We start from the raw sequence: 25,270 nt of genomic DNA, 5'->3' as shown, positions 1-25,270 counted from the left end.
GCTCGCGCAGATCGTCCTTCATCATCCGCAAATACACGTCATCCCAGCGAAGTCAGGGATATCCCTCGTGGTGGGCGGCGCGAGCCTCACGGGAATATCCCAGCTTTCGCTGGGATGACGGTAGTTGTCTGGGCTGCAGCGTAGTCGTCCCGGATCGCTCCGGGACGACGCGGTCTTACGCGGCCAGCTTGCGCAGGACGTAGTGGAGGATGCCGCCGTTGAGGAAATATTCCAGCTCGTTGACGGTATCGATCCGGCACTTGGTCTGGAACGTCTCGCTGGTGCCGTCGGCGCGGGTCATCTTCACGGTGACGTCCTGGCGCGGGCGGATGCTGGCCACGTCTAGGATCGTGAACGTCTCCGAGCCGTCGAGGCCTAGCGTCTTGCGGTCGGTCCCCTCGGCGAACTGCAACGGCAGCACGCCCATGCCGACCAGGTTCGAGCGATGGATGCGCTCGAAGCTCTCGGTGATCACGGCGCGGACGCCAAGCAGGTTGGTGCCCTTCGCGGCCCAGTCGCGCGACGAGCCGGTGCCGTATTCCTTGCCGGCGACGATCACGAGCGGGGTGCCGTCCTGCTTGAAGCGCATGGCGGCGTCGTAGATCGCCATGACTTCGCCGTCGTACTTCGACATGCCGCCCTCGATGCCGGGGACCATCTCGTTCTTGATGCGGATGTTGGCGAAGGTGCCGCGCATCATCACGTCATGGTTGCCGCGGCGTGCGCCATAGCTGTTGAAGTCCGCCTTGCTGACCTGATGCTCCTGCAGGAAGCGACCAGCGGGGCTGTCGGCCTTGATCGAACCGGCCGGCGAGATGTGATCGGTGGTGATCGAATCGCCGAGGATCGCGAGCGGCTTGGCGTCGATGATGTCCTGCACCGGCGACGGCGTCATGCTGAGGCCCTCGAAGTACGGTGGGTTGGCGACATAGGTCGACCCTGCGCGCCATGCGTAGGTGTCCGAGCCGGTGACGTCGATCTCGCGCCACTTGGCGTCGCCCGCATAGACGTCGCCATAGCGCGCGCCGAACATGCCGGCGTCGATGTTGGCGTCCATCGTCGTGCGGACTTCCTCGTTGGTCGGCCAGATATCGCGCAGGTACACGTCTTGCCCGTCCGAACCTTGGCCCAGCGGCGTCTCGATCATGTCGGTCGTGACGGTGCCCTTGATCGCATAGGCGACGACGAGCGGCGGCGAGGCGAGGAAGTTGGCGCGGACGTCGGGCGACACGCGGCCTTCGAAGTTGCGGTTGCCCGACAGCACCGACGCGGCGACGAGGTCGTTCTCGTTGATCGCGGCCGAGATCGCAGGGGCCAGCGGACCCGAGTTGCCGATGCAGGTGGTGCAGCCATAGCCGACGAGGTTGAACCCGAGCGCGTTCAGGTCCGCAGTGAGGCCGGCCTTGTCGAGATAGTCGGTGACGACCTGCGAACCGGGCGCGAGCGAGGTCTTCACCCACGGCTTCGACTTGAGGCCGAGTGCGTTCGCCTTGCGCGCGACGAGCCCTGCGGCGACCAGCACCGACGGGTTCGACGTGTTGGTGCAGCTGGTGATCGCGGCGATCACGACGTCGCCGTCGCCGATGTCATGCTCGCGACCCTCGACCGCGACGCGGGCGGGCTGCTCCTTGTGGTACAGCTTGTGGAGGTCGCTGTTGAACACCTCGTCGACCTTGTTGAGGCTGACGCGGTCCTGCGGGCGCTTCGGGCCGGCGAGCGAGGCGACGACGGTGCCCATGTCGAGCTCGAGCGTGTCGGTGAAGACGGGGTCCTCGGCGTTCTCGTCGCGCCAGAAGCCGTTGGCCTTGGCGTACGCCTCGACCAGCTCGACATTCTCGTCCGAACGCGCGGTTAGGCGCATGTAATCGAGCGTCTTGTCGTCGATCGGGAAGAAGCCGCAGGTTGCGCCGTACTCAGGCGCCATGTTGGCAATCGTCGCGCGATCGGCGAGCGTCATCGACGACAGGCCGGGGCCGAAGAACTCGACGAAGCGGCCGACCACGCCCTTGGCGCGCAGCATCTGCGTGACAGTGAGCACGAGATCGGTGGCGGTGATGCCTTCGTTCAGCTTGCCGAGCAGCTTGAAGCCGACGACTTCGGGAATCAGCATCGACACGGGCTGGCCGAGCATCGCGGCTTCGGCCTCGATCCCGCCGACGCCCCAGCCGAGCACGCCGAGACCGTTGATCATCGTGGTGTGGCTGTCTGTGCCGACCAGCGTGTCCGGATACGCGATCATCGTGCCGTCGCCGTGGTCACCCGACGACGCCGACGACCAGACGGCCTGGCCGATATATTCAAGGTTCACCTGATGGCAGATGCCGGTGCCGGGGGGAACGACCTGGAAATTGTCGAGTGCCTTGCTGCCCCACTTCAGGAACTCGTAGCGTTCGATGTTGCGCTCGTATTCGAGGTCGACGTTGTCATGGAATGCCTGCGGGGTGCCGAACTCGTCGACCATCACCGAGTGATCGATGACGAGATGGACGGGGACCTGCGGGTTGATCTTTTCGGGGTTACCGCCGAGCTTGGTCATCGCGTCGCGCATCGCGGCGAGGTCGACCACGCAGGGAACACCGGTGAAATCCTGCATAAGTACGCGGGCGGGGCGATACTGGATCTCGCGGTCGCTGCGACGCTCCTTCTGCCAGTCGACGATCGCCTGGATATCCTCGCGCGTGACGGTCACGCCGTCCTCGAAGCGCAGCAGGTTCTCGAGCAGCACCTTCATCGAGAAGGGCAGGCGGCTGATGTCGCCGAGCTGTTCCGACGCCTTGGCGAGGCTGTAATAGTCGTACGACTTGCCGCCGGTGGAGAGGCTGGTGCGGGTCTTGAGGGTGTCCTGGCCGATGGCAGTCATAGGGGTCCTTCCCGTGGGCGTCGGGCCGCCGGGCGCCGAGGGGAAAGCAGCCGTATAGGCCACGCGGGCGCGTCGGGGACCGAGCGAAAAATGCTGTTACCGGAGGGGCCTTAGCAAGGGGGAGCGCATCGGGGAAGGGCACGGGTGCCTGTGCGACACGGTAATCTTCGCGCCCCCCACGGCTCGGCCCGGCCCGGCTCGCGTGCGGCGTCGGGCTTTCGGCGGCGCGCTATTAGAGTCAGGCCGGTCCGTCGGTCTGGTGTATGCCGCTGGCGTCGCGCAGGAACGCTTCCATGCGGTCCAGCGCGGACGGCGTCAGCGTTACCGCGCCACCCTCCGGATAGGGCGCGACCTGCGCGTCGGCGACGAGGTGCGCGAGCCAGCGCTGGCCGACGCCCGGCGGCGTTCCGGTCAGCGTAATCAGTTGCGTCTCGGACAGAGTATCGCCCTTCGCCTGCGCGACGAACAGGCGCAGCATCATGTTCCAGGCATGTTCGTCGAAGATCTCGCTGGGAAACACCTCCGACCGCAAGGCGCGTACGTGGATGAGGTTCTCGGCGGTTTGTGCGGACGTTGTTTGTGCCGATTCGGTTTTGTTTGCCATGGCGGATGCTAAGCGCGACGAAGTCGGCACGCCATAGCGGAAAGGGCAATTTTGTGGCTGATCCAAGTCAGTTGGCGCCGCTATAACCTGGTGTATTGCGGCCTCCCGGCGGAGCGCCGATCAGGACGCATGGCGGTTGAGCGAGAAGATGCCGAGGCGTTGCGCGATGCGGTCGCACGAGCGCTGCTGATCGCCGACGAGCGACGGGATCACCTTGTCGGTGCGCTGCTTGCCCAGTGCCTCGATGAGCTCGACCGGCCGTTGGCATGGGACGGTTGACCGGCACGCCCATATCCAGGCCGCGCGTGCACCTTGGCGTCCGACGTTCTTTGTCGCGGTACGCTCCGGCTAGCGGGATCTGGTCATCTCCCTAGCCGTTCGTCCGTCACCATGCTGAGGCACCTTTTCTGTCCTAAGTTGGTGGAAGTGTTGCATTTTTGGCGCATCCGTGACGGATTGTTACACCGACCTCATTGTCGACCCTTCGCTGATTGCGTTCCCAAAATGGTCTGAATAGTCTTCCGTTGTGGTGCACGTCCCGGGGAGGGCGGCACGCACGGGGGACATAATTGATGATATTCGCTTCCACGCGTTCGATGCTTCGCCATGTTCGTTCGGGCCTGCTCGCGTCCACTGCTCTATTGGCCTCGGCCGCGCTGCCGACGATCGCTGCGGCGCAGGATCGACCCACCGGCGCGGAATCGATCGGCTATGGCAGTTCGTTGAATCCGGCCGACCTCGTCAATACGCCCAGCATCGTCATCTCGGCACCCGGTACGCCGACGACCGCGCAGGATATCGCCGGCGGCGTGAACGGCGTCGGCCAGATGACGATCTCGACGGGTGGCGGCGGCATCGGCCTGTGCACGGGGACGCTGATCAATCCGCGCACCGTCATCTTCGCCGCCCATTGCGTGAACGAGAACAGCGCCGGCACGGGCGCGCAGAACCCCTGGGGCTACGGCGCGCAGGGCGGCGGCATTCCGATCGCGTTCGGTTTTGCGCAGAACAACCGTCCGGCGCTGCTCGACTGGTTCCTGCCGACCACCGCGACCGGCGCGGCCAATACGCAGCAGTACAAGACCAACACCGCCAACTTCCTCTATAATGTCAATCAGGTCGTCTATAACGCCGACTCGCTGAAGCTCGGGCTGGCGCAGAACTTTCTTCAGGCCGACGTCGCGATCGCGACGCTCGACACGCCCGCCGCCAACGTGCCGACCTGGGCATTGTTGTTGTCGGCGTTGCCCGCGCCTGCGACGATCAGCGAGACGACCGGCACCGGCTATCACGTGACGATCACCGGCTATGGCCGCAACGGGCAGGGCGGCACGCTGACGGGCGACACCAACGGCGTCGATTACCGTCGCCGCATCGCCGAGAACACGATCGGCATCCTCGGCTCGTTCGACGACCGCGACGCATTCCTGTTCGGCTCGACCAGCGGCCTGCCGCAGAACCTGTACCAGCTCGATTTCGACGATCCTCGCCGTGGTACCGCGGCGGCGAGCCCGTTCGACTTCAACCTGTTCAAGGATAACGCGCTTCCCAAGGAAGGCACGACCGCCGGCGGAGACTCGGGTGGTCCGCTGATCCTCGATCGTACCTTTGCCAAGCAGGTCGTGATCGGCGTTCTGTCGGGTGGCAGCCGCTTCTTCGCCGCGCAGCCGTTCGGCGCGTACGGCACCGAGAGCTTCTATCAGCCGCTGTATCTGTTCTCCGACTATATCGCGGCGAACAATCCGTATCGGTATGCGCAGACCAGGGCGGGTGACGGGCAGTGGACCGATGCTGCGCACTGGGTGACCGCGCTCGATCCCAACTATCAGATCATCGTCGACGGCAAGCTGGTCAACGGGGTGCCGACCACGACCGGCGCGGGCATTGCCGGCGATGGCAACAAGTTCGGCCAGGTCTGTTTCCAGAGCGATTGCGTCGACGTGAAGACGGGCGTCGCGTCGGTCGACGGGGTTCCGGTGACGACGGGCACGGGCACGCCAGCCGTTGCGGCGGTCGTCAACACGGTTGCGGCACCCGGCGCGGCCGCCGAAGGCCTGATCCTCGAAACCGTCGCGCATTCGGGCAAGGGCAGCGCGACGCTGTTGGCGGGCGCGGACGATGTCGCGCAGGCGGCTGGCGATGCGGTGGCGCTCGCGGTGTTGTCGCCGACATTGGCGAACGGCTTGCCCGGCGCGACCAATTTCGTGCCGAACAACATCGATCCGGATCGCACGATCCAGCGTAGCGCGCGCTATTACGACGTGACGCTGTCGGCGGCGGGCACGACCACACTCGGTTCGTCGGTGACGGTCGACAAGTTCACCGTTGCGGGCAGCACGGCGAAGCTGGCGGTGACGTCGGCGGGGTCGCTGCGGAGCCTGATGACCATCAATCAGGTCACGGGCGTCGTCCAGAACGACGGCGTCATCTCGACGCCGGGCGATTACTTCATGCTGTCGGGCATGCTGACCGGCTCGGGCCGGATCAACACGCCGTTCTTCACCAGCGTCGCCGGGATGATCGCGCCCGGCACGACGGGGACGATCGGCACGCTGACGATCGGCGGCAACGGCGTGCTCGCCTCGGGTACCAACTTGCTGATCGATCTCGGACCGAACGGTACGTCCGACAAGCTCGCCTTCGCGGCGACGACGTTCAACGCGGCGGGCGTGGCGACCAACGGCATCGCCAATCTCGGCGGTCGCGTCGGTTTCGCGCCGGCCACCGGTCAGACGATCCGGTACAACGACCTGTACACGATCGTGACCGCGCAGGGTGGCATCACCGGCAGCTTCGCCGCTGCGACACCGCTCAGCGCGATCCTGACGCCGAGCTATGTCTATAGTGCCAACGCGGTGCAGGTCCGGATCCTCGCGGGTCAGTACCGCAACGTCGTGGCCGCGACGCCGGTCCAGTCGGCCTATGCCGGGCTGCTCGACCAGAACCGGTCCAACTATGCGGCGCTGAGCAACGTCTATGGTTCGCTCGACCTGCAGAACGCGGCGACGATCCGCTCGACGCTGGAGGGCCTCGCACCGCGGGCGGAAACGCTGAAGTCGAGCCTCGGCGTCGCGTCGATCGACACGATGTCGCGCTTCTACCGGGATCACATCGCGCAGATCGATACGCGTGGCGGGCTCGGCGGTACGCTCGCGCTGATCGGCAAGCCGGTCCAGGTCGCCTCGCTGATGGCGAGCGACCTTCCCGGCGGGCAGGACACGATGAGCGATTCGAGCGGCACCGTGTTGCAGCAGGGTCGTCTGCCCGACGACATGAGCGGCTTCATCGCGGGCGGCTATATCGACGGCAAGAGCCGGTCGATGCCGGGGACCAATCCGTTCGGCGGGCACGACAAGTTCGACGGTTATTTCGCGGCTGTGGGGCTTGAGAAGCAGGCGGGCGAGGGTGGCGTGATCGGCTTCTCGTTCTCGTACACCAACACCGACGGCACCACCGGCGGGATCGCGCAGCGCGCCAAGGGCGAGCTGTTCCAGGGCACGCTGTACGGCAAGCTGGAGACGGCATCGGGGATCATCCTCGATACGCAGTTCAGCGCAGGCGCGTTCGTCGCCAAGACCGATCGCACCGTCGGCTTCGTCGGCACTAACTACCGCCTGCGCGGCACCGACAATGCGTTGACGGTCGTCAGCGAGATCGGTCTCGGCAAGGCGTTCGACCTGTCGATGCTCAAGGTCGGCCCGCGCGTGTCGATGCGCGCGAGCCATATCGGCTTCGGCAAGGCGATCGAGAATGGCGGCGGACCGGCTTTGTTCGTCGATCGCGACAGCTTCGACAGCCTGCAGGGTCGTGCCGGGCTGGTGCTCGGCGGCAGTGGTTCGTTCCGGCCTTATGCCGCCGCGAACTACGTCCATGACTTCCAGTCGACGCCGGGCGTGTTCGGTGCGAACTTCGTCGGCGGGATCGGTCCGAACGCGCTGTTCGGGCTGGCCGGGCAGGACAAGAACTGGGGCGAGATCAGCGCCGGGCTGACGCTGGTCGGTGACAGCGTCGACATCTCGGTCGGTGCGGACACCACCGTCGAGCGCAAGGACGTGTCGAACCAGTCGTACAAGGGTTCGATCAAGATCCGCTTCTGATCGGGAGCAGTTCCAGTTCGTTGGAATGGCGAAAGGGTCATCCGCTCGTGCGGGTGGCCCTTTTTCGTATTCGCGGCCGAGCCTGCCTGAGGTCCGGGGGACCGAGCGCTTCCAGGGCGCGGCCATCCCTAAGTCCGTCATCCTGGCGAAATTTAGGATCCAGCGCCGTGAGGGGCGGTCCTCCGTTACCCTGGATCCTGACTTTCGTCAGGATGACGGAGGGGGAAGCGCGCGTGGACGACCTATCGTGCCGCGTCGCTAGCGATGGCCGGGCTGCCGTCGGACCAGGTCGAATGGGTAGTGCCACATCAGGCTAACGCGCGCACCGCGAACGTCCGCCGTCCTCAGCTCAACATGCAAAACGCGCAATTGACTGCCTAAGCAATGGTTGCCATGGCAACTATATGACGTTCTACACCAAATCGGAATTCGGGCCGGACTGTTCGCTCGGCTACCTCGCGCGGCGGATTCATCAGATCGGGCAGAGCCTGATCGAGCCGGTGTTCGCGGCTGAGGGCCTGTCGGGGACACAATGGTCCGCGCTGATGTCGATGATGGCGGGTCGGGCGGCGACGTGTGCCGACCTCGCGCGGGATCTGTCGCACGACAAGGGTGCGACGACGCGGCTGGTCGACGCGATGGAGCAGAGCGGCTGGGTCACGCGGTCGCGCGCGAGCGATGACCGGCGGGTGCTCAATCTCGAGCTGACGCCCGACGGCGAGGCGGTCGCGATCCGGTGTCGCGACCGGATCATCGAATACTGGAACACCCTGCTGACGGGCTGGGACCGCGCCGAGATCGAGACGCTGATCGAGCTTATGCAGAAACTCCGCACGACGCTGGACGACGCTCTGACCGAAGGACGCCGCGCATGAAGATTGGCACTGCCCTGGCCCCGATCACGGTGGCGGGGCTGCTCGCGGGGTGCGCGATCCCGGCGTCGAAGACCGTGGTGGAGCCGGTATCGGCCACGGCGCTCGGGCTGGCGCCGGATGCGGCGCCGGTGATCGCGGCCGACTGGTGGCGGTCGTTCGGCGATCCGCAGCTCGATCGGCTGGTACGCGATGCGGTCGCGGACAGTCCGTCGCTCGATGCGGCGCTGGCACGGGTCGCGCAGGCGCAGGCGGTGCTGTCGACGCGGCGGGCGGACAATGGCCCCGACGTGACGCTCGATGCGCAGGAGCAATTGGCGCGGCTTAGCGGTCGCTACACGATCCCGCCGCCTTATGCCGGGTCGACGCGGTTCGTCGGGTCGACCGCGGCGAACCTCAGCTGGAACCTCGATCTGTTCGGACGGCAAAAGGCTGCGATCGAAGGTGCGCGGGCGTCGGTGCGTGCGGCTTCGCTCGACGTCGCGGCGGCGCGGATGGCGCTGTCGGGGGCGGTGGTGCAGACCTATATCGATCTCGAGCGCGCCGAGGCGCAGGCTGGCATCGCGCAGCGGACGATCGCGACGCGGCAGAATTCGCTGAAGCTGGTGAACGTGCGGATCCGCAACAACCTGGCGAGCAAGCTCGACGCGCAGGCTGCGACGACGTTGTTGGCGCAGGCGCGGCAGGCGTTGCTGCGCGCGCAGGCGGCGCAGGTGCTCGCGAAGAATGCGCTGGCGGCGCTTGCCGGGCGTGGTGCGGATTATCCGGCGACGATCGGTGCGACGGCGTTGCGGCTCGACGCGGCGCTGCCGTTACCGAAGACCGTACCCGCCGACCTGCTCGCGCGGCGTGCCGATATCGCGGCGGCGCAGGCGCGGATCGAGGCTGCGGCCGCCGGGCGTCAGGTCGCACGGAAGGCGTTCTATCCGAACGTCAATCTGGCGGCGCTGGCGGGGTTTCAGGCGGTCGGACTCGGCAATCTGTTCTCGCTCGATGCGGGCACGGTCGGCGTCGGGCCGGCGGTCCATCTGCCGATCTTCGACAATGGCCGGTTGAAGGCGGACCTCGCCGGCGCGACCGCTGCGCTCGACCTGGCGACCGCGGATTATAACGACCGGGTGATCGGCGCGGTGCGCGAGGCGGGCGACGCAGTTGCGCGGATCGGGGCGCTCGACGCCGACCGGCAGCGACAGCGCGAGGTGGTGCGCGGCTATGCCGAGACCGGGCGGCTGAACGCGATCCGCGTGTCGAGCGGCCTCGATAGCCGGCTCGATCTGGTCGACAACGACGTCCGTACGCTGGCCGCCGAACAGGCCGATGCCGACCTCGCCGCCGATGCCGCGCAACAGCGCGTGCAGCTCGTGCTGGCGCTAGGTGGTGGTTACGATTTTCAGGGGATGACGCGATGACCGATACGCAAACGCCGGCGCCCGCAGCGGCTCCGACCGGCAATCCGCGCGCACGAAAGCGCGCGCTGACGATCCTCGGCGTGGTGGTGGTGATCGGTGCGATCGTGTGGGCGGTGTTCCACTTCCTGCTCGCCGCACCCGAGCAGGAGACCGACGATGCCTATGTCGCGGGCGACGTGGTGGCGATCACCGCGCGCGATCCGGGGCAGGTGACCGCGATCCATGCCGACAATACGCAGGTCGTGAAGGCGGGCCAGCCGCTGATCGACCTCGACGCCGCGACCTCCGATGTCGGCGTGGCGTCGGCGGAGGCGGAACTCGCACGGGCGGTGCGCGCGACGCGGTCGGACTTCTCGAAGGTGAACGAGACCGGGGCCGCGGTCGTGCAGGCGGAGGCCGAACTGGCGCGCGCGCGGAACGATCTCGCACGTCGTCGTGGGGCGGCCGCCGAGGGCGCGATCTCGGGCGAGGAGCTGAGCCATGCCGCGGACCAGGTGAAGGTCGCGAGCGCGACGCTGCAACTCGCACGCAGCCAGCAGGCGCAGTCGCGCAACGGGGTCGTCGGCACCACGGTGTCGAACAACCCGGCGGTGCTGGCGGCGATCGCGGCGTATCGACGCGCGGCGATCACGCGGAGCCACATGCACGTCGTCGCGCCGATCGATGGTGTGGTCGCGCAGCGTACGGTGCAGCTTGGGCAGCAGGTTTCGGCTGGGCTGCCGCTGATGGCGGTGGTGCCGCTCGACCGGGTCTGGGTCGACGCGAACTTCCGCGAGACTCAGTTGCGTGATCTGCGGATCGGGCAGGCGGCGACGGTGACGGCGGACATGTACGGGGACGACCTGGTCTATCACGGCCATGTGGTCGGGCTTGGCGCGGGGAGCGGGAACGCGTTCGCGCTGTTGCCGCCGCAGAACGCGAGCGGGAACTGGATCAAGATCACGCAGCGCGTGCCGGTGCGGATCGCGCTCGACAAGGGCGAGCTGCGGCGCAATCCGTTGCGGGTCGGGCTGTCGGTGAACGCGATCGTCGATACGGCGGACAAGTCGGGGACGATGGTCGGGCGGCCCGCGGTGGCGGCGTACAAGGGGCTGGCGACCGGGCAGGGCGATGCCGCGGTCGATGCGAAGATCCGCCAGATCATCGCGGCTAACCGATGATGATTTTGCGGTGGCCATTACTCAGGTGCGGTCCTGCTCTCCTTGTTCTCCCGCGAAGGCGGGAGCCCAGTCTGGGTCCCCGCCTTCGCGGGGAAACAAGCTTGTCGCTGCCCACCGCGCTTCAGGGTGCACCACCCCGGCGGAAGCCGGGGCCCAGTCGGAAAGGTGGTCGTAACGACGCGCTGTCTTTCATCACCAGCGTTCCCCAACTGGGCCCCGGCCTTCGCCGGGGTGATGGCTTTGGTTGGGGCATCCCCTCTCAGGCGAGCACCCTGTAATGGCCGCCCCATCCAGCGCCGGCACCGGCCCCGCCCCCCTCGTCGGCGGCTCGCTCGCGCTCACCGCATTCGCGCTTGCGCTCGGGACCTTCATGCAGGTGCTCGACACGACGATCGCCAACGTCTCGCTGCCCACCATTGCCGGCAATCTCGGCGTTTCCAGCGACAACTCCACCTGGATCGTTACCGCGTTTGCGGTCGCCAACGGAGTCGCGGTGCCGCTGACCGGGTGGCTGATGGGGCGGTTCGGCGTGGTGCGGACGTTCTGCGTGTCCGTGTTTCTGTTCACGATCGCGTCGTTCCTGTGCGGGATCGCGTGGGATCTGCCGTCGCTGATCGGCTTCCGCATTCTCCAGGGCGCGGTGTCCGGACCCATGATCCCGGGCAGCCAGGCGCTGCTGATCGCGATCTTCCCGGTCCACAAGCGCTCTACCGCGCTCGGTATCTGGTCGATGACCACGCTGGTCGCGCCGATCATGGGGCCGATCCTGGGCGGCTACATCTCCGACAACTACCATTGGAGCTGGATTTTCCTGATCAACGTGCCGTTCGGGATGTTCTGCGCGTTCGTGTGCTGGAACAAGCTCGGCAAGCGCGACACGCCGACGCGGAAGCTGCCGATCGACCAGGTCGGGCTGATCCTGCTGGTGATCTGGGTCGGTGCGCTGCAGATCGTGCTCGATCTCGGCAAGAACGACGACTGGTTCGCCGCCGACCGCATCGTCATCGCCGCGGTCGTCGCCGCGATCGGCTTTGTCGGCTGGATCATCTGGGAGCTGACCGACGCCAACCCGGCGGTGAACCTGTCGCTGTTCAAGAGCCGCAACTTCACGATCGGGACGATCGCGTTCTGCCTGGGCTATGCGGTGTTCTTCGCCAACACGCTGCTGCTGCCGCTCTGGTTGCAGACGCAGCTCGGCTACACTGCGACCTGGGCGGGACTGGTCGCCGCACCATCGGGGGCGGTGGCGGTGATCCTGACGCCGTTCGTCGCGCGACTTAGCGGCAAGATCGACGCGCGCATCCTCGCCACGGTGGCGTTCGCGTCGTTCGGCTACTCCTATTACCTCCGCTCGGGCTACACGACGGGTGCGAGCTTCTACGACCTGATGCTGCCGTTGATGGTGCAGGGGATCGCGATGAGCACGTTCTTCCTCGCGATGCTGACGATCTCGCTTGATCGTATCCCGGCCGAGCGGCTGCCGTCGGCGACCGGCATCTCGAACTTCGCGCGCATCACCTCGGGCAGTTTCGCCGCGTCGATCATCACGACCGCCTGGGATCGTCGCGAGACGCTCCACCAGAGCCGGTTGTCGGAAGCGATTGGAACCGGTTCGCCTTACCAGATGGCGCAGGGTGCGCTGACCCGGATGGGGCTGACCGACGTGCAGGCGGCGGGCGCGATCACGCGGCAGATGGTGGCGCAGGCGTATCTGCTCGCGTCGACCGACCTGTTCCGCGTCTCGGCCTGGCTTTGCCTCGCGATGGTGATCATCGTCTGGTTCACGCGACGCGCGAGCCCTCCGCAGGGGCCGATCGCGGCGGACTGATCGGTCGATTGTCGTTTTCTTACGACCGGCAGGCGGTCGTACGATTTCTCGATATTAGAAACGTTATCGCAACCACTTGGCCCCTAACGCTGCATTTACCAGATACGAAATGCCTGTGGGGGGCCAGATACCATGATGATCAAGAACACCGCTTTGCGGATCGCTGCCGTATGCCTTTTTTCGAGCGCTGCGCCCGCCTGGGCCGGTGCGCCGGTGACGTGCATACAGTCCGTCAGCAAGCCACGACTGGTGTGCGACGAGGGGGCCTGCATCCGCGTATCGGTCAGGGACCTGTGCGAGGCGGTTCGCGCATCCTATCCGGTCAAGCGGCGTAACCTCAAGCCGCTGCGCACCGACGCGAACCCGGTTCGCGACGAACTGACGTTGCTGATCGCTAGCGTCAGCTGACAAAGGCGAATGCGGCGCCGGGAACGGTGACCGCCAGGCCGGTCGGGGCGAGCGTCCCGTCCGGTAGGATATCGAGCACCGTGACGCGGTGATCGCGTTCGTGGACGACGACCATCCGGCGCTCGTCCTGCGACATCATGAAGAACCGCGGCGACAGGCCACCGCTGGCGACATGCTGGATCGGTGTCGCGTCGCCGTGCGGATCGAGCGCGAAGACGGCGATGCTCTCATGGCCGCGATTGGACACGTACAGCCGATCGCCGGCGGCATTCGCGCCGATATGCGCGACGATATTCGCGCCGTGCCACGCAGGCGGAAGCGTCGACAGCGTGGCGCGTTCGCTGAGGCCGGTATCCTCGGCGTCCAGGACCACCAGGGTGTTCGTCAGTTCGCAGGCGAGATACGCCGTGCGCGGGTGACGCGCGTGGAACAGCATATGCCGCGGGCCAGACCCCGGTGGCGCGGCAAACGCGGTGTACGGCGTGCCGAGAATCCCTAGGTCCGCGTCGAACGGGAATGCCAGTAATTCATCCGTGCCGAGGTCCGTGACGTACAACGTACGGTTGTCCGGCCCGAACCCGACCCAATGCGCGTGCGGCGAAAGCTGGCGTTCGGGATTGGGTCCGCTGCCGCTGTTGGCGTGCACGAAGGGCGGGGCGATCGGCAGTCCGCCGGCATCCAGCCGGTACAACGCGACGCTGCCGCTCATGTAGTTGGCGACCGCGACCCAGGATTGCGTGGCGTCGAGCGCGACGTGGCAGGGCGCCGCGCCGCCGGTCGTGACTTGCGCGAGACGTCGCCACTCCCGGTCACCGTACCGGTGTACGCCGAGGGTCCCGTCGTCGCGCTCGTCGACCAGATAGTGCAGATCGAACCGTGACGCGTACGCGCCGAACGAGGCGTTCGATGCGTCGAGACAGGCAGCGCCGATCGCCAGCCCATCGTCGTGATCGAGCAGCGGATAGAGACCGGCCCCGCCACCGCCAGCATAGGTCCCGATCCAGCGGCAGTCGTTGAAGGCGGGCGACGTCTCGGGTTCGATCATGCCGCCGTCCCTAACGCCGTTTCGCGGCGTCGTCACACGCCGGCCGCACGTCGACGTTCAGACCCTCAACAGCCCGATCAGCTGCTCGCGGTACAGCAGGGCGAGCTCTTCGTGCATCCGGGCGACGCCGGCGTTCGGTGCGCGGCGGGCGAGGACGGACTGGTCGTCCATACGGCGCTCGATCACGGAAGGCGGCGGAAGCATATCCATCTCCGCCCGTGTTGGACCCGTTATGTTTCGGTCGAATTTCGCGAGACGGTTAACGCCCTGCAATTCCGTACCAAAAGCGCGTTTCCCGGGCTGGCGTTGCCGTCGGCCTTGGCCTACCGCGACACCATGGGCGATCTGGATAGACTGGTTCCTTCGGGGATCATCGAGCAATGGGTCTATCACCTGCGACGGCAGCGTTCGCGGGCGACGGACGCGATATGGCTGATAGAACAGGGCTTTACCCTGCATGACGGTCAGGACGGCGTACCGCAGCACGATGCGACCGCCCGCTGGCGCGCCGAACAGGAAACCGTCGTCGAGGAAGTGACCGCGTTGCTGGCGCTGTACGACGGCATCAACCTGGGCAAGGCGGATATCGCCTGAGCCGAGGCGTCATGCCGGTGTCTTACGTGGCGTCGCCGTAGCTCTCGCGCATCAACCAGCCGGTATGCTGCAACGACGAACTCTGCGGCGGTTCGGCGTCGGGCATGTCCGCGACCAGTTCGGCCGACGCCGCGAGTTGCAGATGGTTCTCGCTCAGCAGCAGATGCGCCGCGCGACCCGCGTCCGACTGCGAACGGCGAGCGAGCGCCTTTTCCTGCTCGGCCCGATCCTGATGATACTGGACCTGCGCACGCCACGCTTCCGCGTTCGCAGTCGGTAGAGTGTTGTCGTTCATGATGATCTCCATCGGCATGACCGGATTGATGCGTTTTAGTTTCTCGCCTGTTGCAGAAGGTGGTTAATGCGTCGGTCCGGTCGTCAAACGGGCTTGGGTGCGCCCTGCCAGCCGCCACCGAGCGCGCGGAACAGGTCGACTTGCGCACCGGCGATCCGCGCGTCCGCGGCGGCCAGATCCGTATCGGTATCCGCCAAAGTCCGCTCGGCGTCGAGGACGTCGAGGAAGTCGATCTGGCCTTCGCGCTGGCGGGCGCGGGTAATGCGGGCGGCGGTGGCGGCGTTGTCGTGCGCGGACTGTAGCTGCGTGCGGCGATCGAGTTCGCGGGCGTAGTTCGACAGCGCGGTCTCGGTTTCCTCGAGCGCGGTGAGGACGCTACCGTCGAAATTGGCGAGTGCGCCGCGTGAGTCCGCCTCGGCGCCGGCGATCCTCGCGCGCGCGGCTGACTGGTTTAGCGACCAGTTCAGGAGTGGTCCGAGCAGCCAGCGGATCGGGCCGCCGGTGAAGATGTCGCCGACGCTGAGCGCGGTCGAGCCGATCGAACCGCCGAGCGAGATTTGTGGATAGAGCTGCGAGGTCTGCACGCCGATCCGCGCGGTGGCCGCGGCCAGCCGACGTTCCGCGGCGTGGACGTCGGGGCGGCGCGCTAGCAACGCTGCGCCGTCACCGATCGGGATCGGCTGGTCGAGGCGCGGCGTGGTGGTGCGCGCGCCGGCGGTTGCGGGCAGGTCCTGCGGGGTGCGGCCGGTGAGCGTTGCGAGGCGGAAGAGTGCGGCCTGGCGCTCGGCTTCGATCTGCGGGATATTGGCGGCCCGCTGGTCACGCAGGGCTGCGATGCGGACCTGGTCGAGGCGGGCGGCACGACCGGCGTCGACGCGCTTGCCGGTCAGCGTGTTCGACTTGTCGAGCAGGTCGACGATCCGCCGCGCGACCGCGAGACGTTCGGCGGACGAGGCTGCATCGACATAGGCGCGGGTTGTTGCCGCGACGATCGAGACGCGGACGGCGTCCGCATCGGCTTGCGCCGCGCCGACGTCACCGCGGGCGGCTTCGACGTTGCGGCGGACTCGGCCGGCGAGATCGACCTCGTAGCTGACGTCCAGGCCTACGTCGTAGGTGGCGCGCTCGCGGTCGAGGCCGGGCAGGTTCTGGAGTTGCGAGTTGCGCGCGTAATTGCCGCTCGCGCCCGCGTTTACCTGCGGCTCGCGGTCGGTCTTCGCACCGCGCAACGACGCGCGGGCGCTGTCGAGGCGGGCGACGGCGACGCGGAGGTCGGTATTGGCTGCTAACGCGTCCGCGACAAGGCTGTCGAGGACCGGGTCGCGGTACATCCGCCACCAGTCGTTGTCGGGCGCGGTAGCGACGGTGGCTGCGTTGGCGGTGACGAACGACGCCGCCGCCTTGGGTGGGGTGATCGGCGCGACATAGTCGGGGCCGGCGGCGCAGGCGGCGAGCGTCAGCGCCGAGAGGCTCGCGAGGAGGACGGACTTCATGATGCTGGTCCTATTCGGCTGGCTGAAGGGTCGCGGCTGGGGCTGGACGGCGGCGTTCGAACCGCAGTGCCAGCGCCCGTGCGACGACATAGAAGGTAGGTGTGAAAAGCAGCCCGAACCCGGTCACGCCGATCATCCCGAAGAACACCGCAGTCCCGAGCGCCTGGCGGAGTTCCGCACCGGCACCGGTCGCGATCACCAGCGGCACCGCGCCGAGGATGAACGCGAAGCTCGTCATCAGGATTGGCCGCAACCGGTCCTTCGCCGCGCGCACCGCCGCCTCGACGGGGGTAAGGCCGTCCTGTTCCTCGGCCTGCTTGGCGAACTCGACCACGAGGATCGCGTTCTTCGCGGCGAGCGCAATCAGCACGACCAGGCCGATCTGCGTGAGGACGTTGTTGTCCATGCCCCGCAGGTTCACGCCGGTCATCGCGGCGAGCAGGCACATCGGCACGATCAGGATGATCGCGAGCGGCAATGTCAGGCTCTCATATTGCGCGGCGAGCACGAGGAAGACGAACACCACCGCCATGCCGAAGACGAGCGCGGCGGTGCTGCCGGCGGCCTTCTGCTGGTAGGCGATGCCGGTCCATTCATGCGCGTAGCCTGCCGGGAGCGACGCATCGGCGAGCTTCTCCATCGCGACCAGCGACTGGCCGGAGGAATAGCCCTTAGCGGTGTCGCCATCGACCTCGACCGCGGGGAAGAGGTTGTAGCGGACCACGCGGTACGGGCCGGTCTTGTCCTTGAACGTCGAGACCGAGCCGACCGGGACCATCTGGCCCGAGTTGGAGCGAGTCTTCAGGTTGGCGATGTCCGCGGTGGTGTTGCGGAACGGCGCGTCGGCCTGTGCCGTGACGCGGTAGGTGCGGCCGAGCAGGTTGAAGTCGTTGACGAACGCCGAGCCGAGATAGACCTGCAACGCCTCGAACACGCGCTCCGGGGGAACGCCGAGGAGGTTGGCCTTGGCGCGGTCGACATCGGCGAAGATGCGCGGCGTGGCGGTGTCGAAGAACGTGTAGATCTGGGCGAGACCCTTGGTCTGGTTCGCCTGGCCGATCAGCGCGTAGCTCGTCTTGCCGAGGTCGGCGTAACCGTGGCCGCCCTGGTCCTGCACCATCAGGCGATAGCCACCGGCCGAGCCGATCCCCTGGATCAGCGGCGGCGGGACGATCAGCAGCCGCGCTTCGGTGATGTCGCCGGTCGCCTTTTGCGATTCCGCCATGATGCTGGCGAGCGTGACGCCGAGCTTCTTGCGTTCCTCGAAGCTCTTCAGCGGGATGTACGCGGCCGCCGAGTTGGGGGCGAGCGTCTGCGAAGGACCATCGAAGCCCGCGAGCATGACCGCGCCCTTGACGCCGGCGAGCGGCAGGATGCGTTTCGCGACCTTCTGCATGACCGCGTCGGTGCGCTCGACCGACGAGCCGGGCGGAAGCTGGATGACGGTCAGGAAGTAGCCCTGGTCCTGTGCGGGAACGAAGCCCGACGGGGTGATCGTGAACACGCCGACGGTGACCGCGATCAGCGCGGCATAGGCGATCATCATCCGGCGCGGCGCGGTGACTAGGCGCGCGGTGAGGCGGGCATAGCTCTCGCTCATCCGCTCGAACCCGCGGTTGAAGGCGTCGCCGGCGCGTCGCACCGTGCGGGTCAGGCGGTTGCCGGAGTCCGCAGGGGCGGTCGGCTTGAGCAGCATCGCGGCGAGCGCTGGCGACAGCGTCAGCGAGATCAGCAGCGAGATGATCGTCGCGGTCGAGATCGTCACCGCGAACTGGCGGTAGAACGCGCCTGACAGCCCGGTGAGGAACACGGTCGGGATGAACACCGCGCACAGCACGAGCACGATCGCGACGAGCGCGCCGGACACTTCGTCCATCGACGTGCGCGCCGCCTCCAAGGGGGAGAGCCCGTGTTCGAGGTTGCGCTCGACATTCTCGACCACGACGATCGCGTCGTCGACGACGATCCCGATCGCGAGGACGAGGCCGAACAGCGACAAGTTGTTGAGGCTGTACCCGGCGGCGGCGAGCACCGCGAAGGTACCGATCAGCGAGACCGGGATCGCCACGATCGGGATGATCGCCGCGCGCCACTTCTGCAGGAATACGAGGATCACCAGTACCACGAGGACCATCGCCTCGAAGAGTGTGTGCTTCACCGCGTCGATCGACTGCGCGATGAACTCGGTCGGGTTGTAGATGACCTTGTATTCGAGGCCCTTGGGGAAGCGCTTCGACATGCTTTCCATCTCGGCGGTGACGGCTTGTGCCGCGCCGAGTGCGTTCGAGCCGGGACGCTGGAAGACCGCGGCGATGACCGTGGGCTTGCCGCTGAGATAGGTATTCGCGCCATAATCCTGCGCGCCGAGTTCGACGCGGGCGACGTCCGAGACGCGGACCTGGCGGCCTTGTGCGTCGGTGCGGATGACGACGTCGGCGAACTGCTTGGGATCGGTCAGGCGGCCCTGCGTCTCGACGTTGAGCTGGAACGCGCTGTTGCCCTTGTCATAGGGCGGCTGGCCGAGCGTACCCGCGGCGACCTGGACGTTCTGCGCACGCAACGCGGCGACGATCTCGCCGGCGGTGAGGTCTAGCGCGGCGGCGCGGCCGGGATCGATCCAGATGCGCATGGAGTAATCGCGTGCGCCGAACAGCTGCACGTCGCCGACGCCGTCGATGCGGCTGAGGCGATCGCGGACCTGCGTCAGCGCGTAGTTGGAGATATAGCCGCGATCGAGCGAGTTGTCGGGCGAGACGAGGTTCACCACCATCAGGAAGTCGGGCGACGTCTTTCGCGTGACGACGCCGAGACGCTGGACGTCCTCGGGCAGGCGCGGGACGGCGACGGCGACGCGGTTCTGGACGAGCACCTGCGCGGCGTCGAGATTGGTGCCGATCTTGAAGGTGACGGTGATCGTGACCTTGCCGTCCCCGGTCGATTGCGACGACTGGTACAGCATGTTGTCGACGCCGTTGATCTCCTGCTCGATCGGCGCGGCGACGGTCTCGGCGACCGTCTCGGCGGAGGCGCCGGGATAGGTCGCGCTGACGGTGACGGTGGGGGGGACGATGTCGGGATATTGCGACACCGGCAGCGTCATGTAGGCGATCGCACCGACGATCGTGATGATCACCGCGATCACGCCCGCGAAGATCGGCCGGGTGATGAAGAAGCGCGAGAAGCGCATGGGAAATTTCCTCGGTAGAGGGGCGATCCGTCCGCGCACGCCCCGTCATCCTGACGAAAGTCAGGACCCAGGGTTACTCAGCGGGACGTCTCGAACTCTGGGTCCTGACGTTCGTCAGGATGACGGAATTTTGGTCGGGGTAACGATGTTACTTGGCGAGCGTGGCCTCACCAGAGATCGGCTGGACCGACGCCGGCGCACTCGTACCCGAGGCAACCACGATCCGGCCGACCTTCGGCGCAACCGTGGCGCCCGGCATCGCCATCTGCGTACCCTGGATGATGATCCGATCGTTCGGCCCGATCCCCGAGCGCACGATCCGCAGGCCATCGACCACCGGCCCGAGTTCGACCGGCTTCTGGCTCACGACGTTCTTCGCATCGATCGTCAGCAGAACCTTCCGCGCCTGATCGGTCTGCACCGCATCGTCGGGCACCAGCAGCGCCTGCCGCGTCCCCGCACTTGCGAGGCGCATGTTGCCGAACATCCCCGGCGTCAGGAAATAGCCCGGGTTGGCGAGCACCGCGCGACCGCGGATCGTCCCCGAGCGCTGGTCGAGGCCGTTGTCGGTGAAGTCGAGCTTGCCCTTCCAGCGATGCTCGGTCTCGTCCTGCAACTGGATCTCGACCGCCGCTGGCGTGGCGCCGGGCTGACGTGCGCGCTGCGTCTTGAGATACAGCGCCTCGGAGCCGTCGAACGTGAAGTAGATCGGGTCGAGCGCGTTGATCGTCGTCAGCACCGTGCCGCCGGTACCTTCGCCGCCCGCAACCTGGTTGCCCGCATCGACGCGACGATCGGAAATCCGACCGCCGATCGGGGCGCGAACCTGCGTGAAACCGACGTCCAAGGCACGGGCGCGCTCGCGAGCCTGTGCCGCGGCGAGTGCAGCCTGGGCTGCTTCGAGCCGGCCGCGCAGGGCGTCGACTTCGCCTGCGGAGACCGCTTCGTCAGCGACCAGTCGCTGGGCGCGACCAAGATCGGTGCGGGCGAGCGACAGAGCGCTGCGGGCGCTCGCAACGTTGGCGTGCGCCTCGGCCAGAGCAGCCGCGAACGGACGGGAATCGATCGTGAAGAGCAATTGCCCCTTGCTGACGATTTCGCCGTCGCGGAAATGAATGCCGGTGACTTCGCCCGCGACGCGCGGACGGATCTCGACGGTGCGGCTCGGTGCGAACCGGCCGACATAATCGTCCCACTCGCTGACCTGCCGGACGAGCGGCGACGCGACCGTGACGGAGGCGGGCGGGGGTGCCGCCATCGCCGCGTCGGGATGGTCGAACAGCTTAACGCCGACCGCACCGAGCAGCGCGATCGGCACGAGTACCATCGCGCCGCGCTGCCATGCCGGCCGTCGGTGACGGTCCGCGGGCGGCGACGCGACGACGTCGGCGTCGTTCGCAGCCGTGATCGTGGTAAGTTTTTTCACGCTGCGATGCTCCGCTTCTGCTGGATGCCGACGCGCATGCCGGTCACGCTCTCGACGAGCGTTTCGATCTGAGCCTCCGCAAAGCCGGCGGCGAGGAAGCCCTGGATCTCGGCCATCGGCAGCGCGAAGCCGCGACGCCAGGCGTACACCGCCATCCGCCGCAACGCTTCGAGCCGGGGGTCGGCGAGCCGCGATGCGGTGCTCAGGCCGAACAGGCTGCCCATCGCCCGCGACATGCGGCTCGGGCCGGACAGGCTGCGCAACGTATCGCGCTTGGCGAGCGCGATGACGCTCCATTCCAGCGCAGAAAAGCTGGTCGGGGCAGGGGCTGCCACGGCCTGGACGCGGCTGGTGACGGGCGAAGCGAACATGTTGTCGAGGTCGAGATAAGCCATGGGATTGTCCCCCTTTTGATCTTGGGCAAGCGCTGGCCTTCGTCGGTGGACGGTCCACCGACGTCAGCTGGTCGCGAGGCGTGCGCGGTCGTTGCCGGCACATCACCGTGCCGCGCTTGCCCGCTTGGAATTGTCGAAAATCAGGCCGAAGCCGTCTTAGGTTTGAACCGTGGTCATGGGTTGGTGTCCCCGGCTGCCCCATCCGAAGTAGGAGAGAGCTTCGATACCAGTCGGTATATAAACCTGACGTTCATCTAGTCAACAGACTTTTGTACCGGCCGGTATTTTAAATTTCAGCGCATCGCGATGCGTGACAATTTTACCGGTCTCGGCTCGCCTATTTGGTCGGCCACACCGACATGGCGGTCTCGACGAGCTGGTTCAGTTCGGCGCAGGTCGCACCCGATCCGCTCTGGATCGTCAGACCCTGCATGATCGCGAACAGATACCGCATCAGCGCGTCCGACTCGAGGCCCTCGGGAAATTCGCCCGCGGCCTTGGCTTCGTCGAACCTGCGGATCAAGGCAGCCTGGGACGACGCGCGGCGCTTCGCCACCTCGGCCTTGATCGGCTCGGCTTCCGGGCTGCACGCGACGCTGCTGATGACGCTGAGGCAACCCTTGGGATCGCATGTGCTGGATTGCATCTGGAGCGCACCGCGCAACAGGTTTTCCGCTACGGCACGCGCGGTCGGCGCATCCAGCGCATACGTCATGTACGCGAGCTTCTCGCGTTCGTAGAGGTCGAGCGCCTTGTGGAACAGCGCCTCCTTGTTACCGAACGCGGCATACAGGCTGGGCTTGGTGATCTTCATCTCGGCGGTCAGTTCCGCCATCGATGCACCCTCATACCCGTTGCGCCAGAACACGCGCAGCGCACCCGCCAGCGCTTCGTCGAGATCGAACTCGCGGGGGCGGCCCTTAGGGGCGGTGAGCGTGCAAAGCCTATTCATACCGTTCGGTATATAGTGAGAGCGCGCAAAAGGTCCAGTGACTGGAATATGTTGCCGGGGACGCTCACCGACCGACCGCGGTGTAGGCGAACCCGGCCTGTTCGACGTCCGCGCGCTGATAGACGTTGCGGAGGTCGACCATCACCGGCCCGGCCATCACGCGCTTCAACCGCGCGAGGTCGAGCGCGCGATAGGCATCCCATTCGGTCACGATCACGACTGCGTCGGCACCCTCCGCGGCGTCATAGGCATCCGTGCAGTAGACGAGGTCGGGCATCATCGCCTTGGCGGGCGCCATGCCTTCGGGATCGTGCGTGCGGACCGTCACGCCGGCGTCCGCAAGCGCGGTCGCGATCGCGAGACTAGGGGCGTCGCGCATGTCGTCGGTGTTAGGCTTGAACGTGAGGCCGAGCAGCGCGACCGTCTTGCCGCGCGGATTGTCGCCGAGTGCGTGCAGGACTTTCCGGCCCATCGCGCGCTTGCGGCTGTCGTTCACCTTCACGACGGCTTCGACGATATGGACCGGGGTGTCGTAATCCTCGGCGGTCTTGAGCAGCGCCAGCGTGTCCTTGGGGAAGCACGAGCCGCCATAGCCCGGCCCGGCGTGGAGGAATTTCTTGCCGATCCGGTTGTCGAGCCCGATCCCGCGCGACACGTCCTGCACGTCCGCGCCGACCGCCTCGCACAGGTCGGCGATCTCGTTGATGAAGGTGATCTTGGTCGCGAGGAACGCGTTGGCGGCGTATTTGATCAGCTCGGACGTGCGGCGACCGACGAACAGGATCGGCGATTCGTTGAGGTAGAGCGGCCGATAGACGTCGCGCATGACCTGCTTGGCGCGCTCGTCCTCGGTGCCGATGACGATGCGGTCGGGGCGCTTGAAGTCGCCGATCGCGGCGCCTTCGCGGAGGAATTCGGGGTTCGAGACGACCGCCACGTCGACGTCCGCACGCTTCTCGCGGAAGATCGCCTCGACGCGGTCGCCGGTGCCGACGGGGACGGTCGACTTGGTTACGACGACGGTCGGTCCGGTGACCGCCGCGGCGATCTCCTCGGTCGCGGCGAACACGTAGCTGAGGTCGGCATGGCCATCGCCGCGCCGCGACGGCGTGCCGACCGCGATGAAGATCGCATCGGCGCCTGCGACCGCGCTGGCGAGATCAGTGGTAAAGGTCAGCCGGCCTGCGGCGACGTTCGACGCGACGAGCTGGTCGAGACCGGGCTCGAAGATCGGCATGCGACCGGCGAGCAGTGCGTCGATCTTCGACTGGTCCTTGTCGACGCAGATCACGTCATGGCCGAAATCCGAAAAGCAGGCGCCGGACACCAGGCCGACATAGCCAGAACCGATCATCGTGATGCGCATGGACGTTCCTCGTAAAAGCCGCGCGACCTATCGTGAGTAATGCGCGCGCGTGCAAGCTGGCGATGCCTGACCGGTGTCGTTGCGCCAGCTACTCTGCAGCTTTCGACGGTAGGCAACCCGCCACATTGCGCGCATCATGGTTCTGATAATGGAGGCGGATATGCGGACGACGATGGCAGGCTGGGCGTTGGTAGCGACTGTGATGTTTGTTTCCGCGGATAGAGTCGCGGCACAGCAGGCGGCGGCTCCGTCGTGCCCGGCTACCGTTGCGACCGAGTTCGCGGGATGGAGCAAGCCGGCTTCGGTCGCGCCGGGCGGGGTGCTTCCGATCAGCCCGGTGGGTCGGCTGGCGTTGAAGCCGTCGGCTGGGGTTTCGTTCGAGGTCACGCCGGCGAAGACACCCCCGGCTGACACGTTTTCCGGCGTCGTCCGGTTCGGCGTCGCGAAGGCGGGAACATACCGCGTGGCGCTTGGCGGAGCGGCGTGGATCGATGTCGTCCAGTCGCGCAAGGTGCTGACGTCGACCGCGCACGCGCATGGACCGGTCTGTTCGCCGGTCAAGAAGATGGTCGACTTCGCGTTGCCGGCGGGGCGCTATGCGTTGCAGCTATCGGGGGCGAAGACGGCCGAACTGTCCGTGTCGATCACGGCGATCCGCTGACCGGAGCGGCTGCAACCAAAGCCGGGTATGCCGGTTAAAACCACGACCGATAGTGCAACACAGGAGAGAGATGGTGGCGGACGACTTCAAGCAGGCAGTCGATGATGGTGCGAACGCGAGCAAGGCGGCGACCGACCGCGCAGCGGATGCGGCGAAGGGCGCGGCGGACACGATGCGCGAGAATGCCGGGAAGGCGCGCGATGCGTTCTCGGAGAAGGTGGTCGATCCGGCGCGGCGCGCGGGCGAGGCTATTAAGGAATCCGGCGGCAAGATCGCCGAGGGCGGCGCGACGATCGGCAAGGCGATGATTGACCAGGCCGAGCAGAATGCGCGCGAGGCCTTCGCGGCGATGCGCGAGGCGGCGAGCGCCAGCGACCTGACCCAGGTGATGAAGATCCAGGGTGATTATCTGCGCGAACAGAGCCAGCGGAGCATGAGCCAAGCGCGCGAGATCGGCGAGCTGATCATGAAGTTCGGCAAGGACGCGGTCGCGCCGTTGCAGGGCGGCGGGATCAAGTAAGCCGTCCCGCGAATACGCCGTCCTCTGTTTCGGGTGGAGCGGCGTACGGACGAGCAAGAACGCCGCCGCTCCGATACGATGACGGAGCGGCGGCGGAC

At 66.7% G+C, this 25,270-nt stretch carries 21 protein-coding genes; 10 read left to right on the top strand and 11 right to left on the bottom strand.

Features of this window, described 5'->3' with window-relative positions; translation table 11 throughout:
• Positions 1–175: 175 nt before the first annotated feature.
• Together acnA and IFT67_RS14920 are read right to left on the bottom strand one after the other, a co-directional pair.
• The gene (gene acnA, locus IFT67_RS14925; protein ID WP_060526615.1) at positions 176–2,860 is read right to left on the bottom strand and encodes an aconitate hydratase AcnA; all 2,685 of its coding nucleotides are present in this window, start codon (positions 2,858–2,860) and stop codon (positions 176–178) included.
• Between the two features lie 238 nt (positions 2,861–3,098).
• Complete coding sequence (locus tag IFT67_RS14920; RefSeq protein WP_107962787.1) at positions 3,099–3,464, bottom strand: hypothetical protein; 366 nt, start codon at positions 3,462–3,464, stop codon at positions 3,099–3,101.
• A gap of 129 nt (positions 3,465–3,593) precedes the next feature.
• Here IFT67_RS14920 and IFT67_RS14915 point away from each other — a divergent pair, with 129 nt between their 5' ends.
• The 7 genes from IFT67_RS14915 (at position 3,594) to IFT67_RS14885 (ending at position 13,238) form a co-directional block, all read left to right on the top strand.
• Complete coding sequence (locus IFT67_RS14915) at positions 3,594–3,743, top strand: hypothetical protein (protein ID WP_192238977.1); 150 nt, start codon at positions 3,594–3,596, stop codon at positions 3,741–3,743.
• Between the two features lie 293 nt (positions 3,744–4,036).
• Positions 4,037–7,561 (top strand): autotransporter outer membrane beta-barrel domain-containing protein, encoded by a 3,525-nt coding sequence (locus IFT67_RS14910; RefSeq protein WP_192238976.1) that lies wholly within the window; start codon positions 4,037–4,039, stop codon positions 7,559–7,561.
• A 404-nt stretch (positions 7,562–7,965) separates the two neighbouring features.
• Complete coding sequence (locus tag IFT67_RS14905) at positions 7,966–8,436, top strand: MarR family winged helix-turn-helix transcriptional regulator (RefSeq protein ID WP_192238975.1); 471 nt, start codon at positions 7,966–7,968, stop codon at positions 8,434–8,436.
• Positions 8,433–9,842 carry an efflux transporter outer membrane subunit gene (locus tag IFT67_RS14900; protein ID WP_192238974.1) on the top strand — a complete coding sequence of 470 codons (1,410 nt, stop codon included), beginning with the start codon at positions 8,433–8,435 and terminating at the stop codon, positions 9,840–9,842. Before IFT67_RS14905 ends, IFT67_RS14900 begins: the two co-directional genes overlap by 4 nt.
• Positions 9,839–11,002 (top strand): HlyD family secretion protein, encoded by a 1,164-nt coding sequence (locus IFT67_RS14895; protein WP_107962792.1) that lies wholly within the window; start codon positions 9,839–9,841, stop codon positions 11,000–11,002. The genes IFT67_RS14900 and IFT67_RS14895 overlap by 4 nt, the downstream gene beginning before the upstream one ends.
• Before the next feature lie 277 nt (positions 11,003–11,279).
• The gene (locus IFT67_RS14890; protein WP_192238973.1) at positions 11,280–12,830 is read left to right on the top strand and encodes a DHA2 family efflux MFS transporter permease subunit; all 1,551 of its coding nucleotides are present in this window, start codon (positions 11,280–11,282) and stop codon (positions 12,828–12,830) included.
• Between the two features lie 132 nt (positions 12,831–12,962).
• Positions 12,963–13,238 (top strand): hypothetical protein, encoded by a 276-nt coding sequence (locus IFT67_RS14885; RefSeq protein ID WP_192238972.1) that lies wholly within the window; start codon positions 12,963–12,965, stop codon positions 13,236–13,238.
• On the opposite strand, the gene IFT67_RS14880 is transcribed toward IFT67_RS14885, so the two are convergent.
• Both IFT67_RS14880 and IFT67_RS14875 read right to left on the bottom strand, forming a co-directional pair.
• Positions 13,231–14,283, bottom strand: coding sequence for a lactonase family protein (locus IFT67_RS14880; protein WP_192238971.1), 1,053 nt, complete (start codon positions 14,281–14,283; stop codon positions 13,231–13,233). The genes IFT67_RS14885 and IFT67_RS14880 overlap by 8 nt on opposite strands.
• A 57-nt stretch (positions 14,284–14,340) precedes the next feature.
• Positions 14,341–14,487: a hypothetical protein gene (locus tag IFT67_RS14875; protein WP_181321158.1), complete on the bottom strand. Its 147-nt coding sequence runs from the start codon at positions 14,485–14,487 to the stop codon at positions 14,341–14,343.
• Between the two features lie 132 nt (positions 14,488–14,619).
• Here IFT67_RS14875 and IFT67_RS14870 point away from each other — a divergent pair, with 132 nt between their 5' ends.
• Positions 14,620–14,877, top strand: coding sequence for a hypothetical protein (locus IFT67_RS14870; RefSeq protein ID WP_107962997.1), 258 nt, complete (start codon positions 14,620–14,622; stop codon positions 14,875–14,877).
• 22 nt (positions 14,878–14,899) lie between these two features.
• On the opposite strand, the gene IFT67_RS14865 is transcribed toward IFT67_RS14870, so the two are convergent.
• From IFT67_RS14865 to IFT67_RS14835, 7 genes are all read right to left on the bottom strand, one after another.
• Complete coding sequence (locus IFT67_RS14865) at positions 14,900–15,172, bottom strand: hypothetical protein (protein ID WP_192238970.1); 273 nt, start codon at positions 15,170–15,172, stop codon at positions 14,900–14,902.
• 83 nt (positions 15,173–15,255) lie between these two features.
• Positions 15,256–16,665, bottom strand: a complete 1,410-nt coding sequence (locus IFT67_RS14860) for an efflux transporter outer membrane subunit (protein WP_192238969.1) — start codon at positions 16,663–16,665, stop codon at positions 15,256–15,258.
• A gap of 10 nt (positions 16,666–16,675) precedes the next feature.
• Positions 16,676–19,852, bottom strand: coding sequence for an efflux RND transporter permease subunit (locus IFT67_RS14855; RefSeq protein WP_192238968.1), 3,177 nt, complete (start codon positions 19,850–19,852; stop codon positions 16,676–16,678).
• Between the two features lie 148 nt (positions 19,853–20,000).
• Positions 20,001–21,278 carry an efflux RND transporter periplasmic adaptor subunit gene (locus IFT67_RS14850; protein WP_446740818.1) on the bottom strand — a complete coding sequence of 426 codons (1,278 nt, stop codon included), beginning with the start codon at positions 21,276–21,278 and terminating at the stop codon, positions 20,001–20,003.
• A complete protein-coding gene (locus IFT67_RS14845) occupies positions 21,275–21,673 on the bottom strand; it encodes a hypothetical protein (protein ID WP_192238967.1) in 399 nt (132 codons plus the stop codon). Before IFT67_RS14845 ends, IFT67_RS14850 begins: the two co-directional genes overlap by 4 nt.
• A gap of 337 nt (positions 21,674–22,010) precedes the next feature.
• On the bottom strand, positions 22,011–22,625 hold the full coding sequence (locus IFT67_RS14840; RefSeq protein WP_192238966.1) for a TetR/AcrR family transcriptional regulator: 615 nt from the start codon (positions 22,623–22,625) through the stop codon (positions 22,011–22,013).
• A gap of 64 nt (positions 22,626–22,689) precedes the next feature.
• Entirely contained in the window at positions 22,690–23,991 is a 1,302-nt protein-coding gene (locus IFT67_RS14835) for a UDP-glucose dehydrogenase family protein (RefSeq protein WP_192238965.1), read from the bottom strand.
• A 136-nt stretch (positions 23,992–24,127) separates the two neighbouring features.
• On the opposite strand from IFT67_RS14835, the gene IFT67_RS14830 reads away from it, so the two are divergent.
• Together IFT67_RS14830 and IFT67_RS14825 are read left to right on the top strand one after the other, a co-directional pair.
• Positions 24,128–24,652 (top strand): hypothetical protein, encoded by a 525-nt coding sequence (locus tag IFT67_RS14830; RefSeq protein WP_244647407.1) that lies wholly within the window; start codon positions 24,128–24,130, stop codon positions 24,650–24,652.
• Between the two features lie 70 nt (positions 24,653–24,722).
• Complete coding sequence (locus IFT67_RS14825) at positions 24,723–25,172, top strand: phasin family protein (protein WP_244647406.1); 450 nt, start codon at positions 24,723–24,725, stop codon at positions 25,170–25,172.
• Positions 25,173–25,270 lie beyond the last annotated feature (98 nt).

The sequence above is a fragment of the Sphingomonas sp. CFBP 13728 genome (genome assembly GCF_014841895.1).
In the GTDB taxonomy this organism is placed as follows: Bacteria; Pseudomonadota; Alphaproteobacteria; order Sphingomonadales; family Sphingomonadaceae; genus Sphingomonas.
This window is presented reverse-complemented; position numbering and strand designations above follow the sequence as displayed.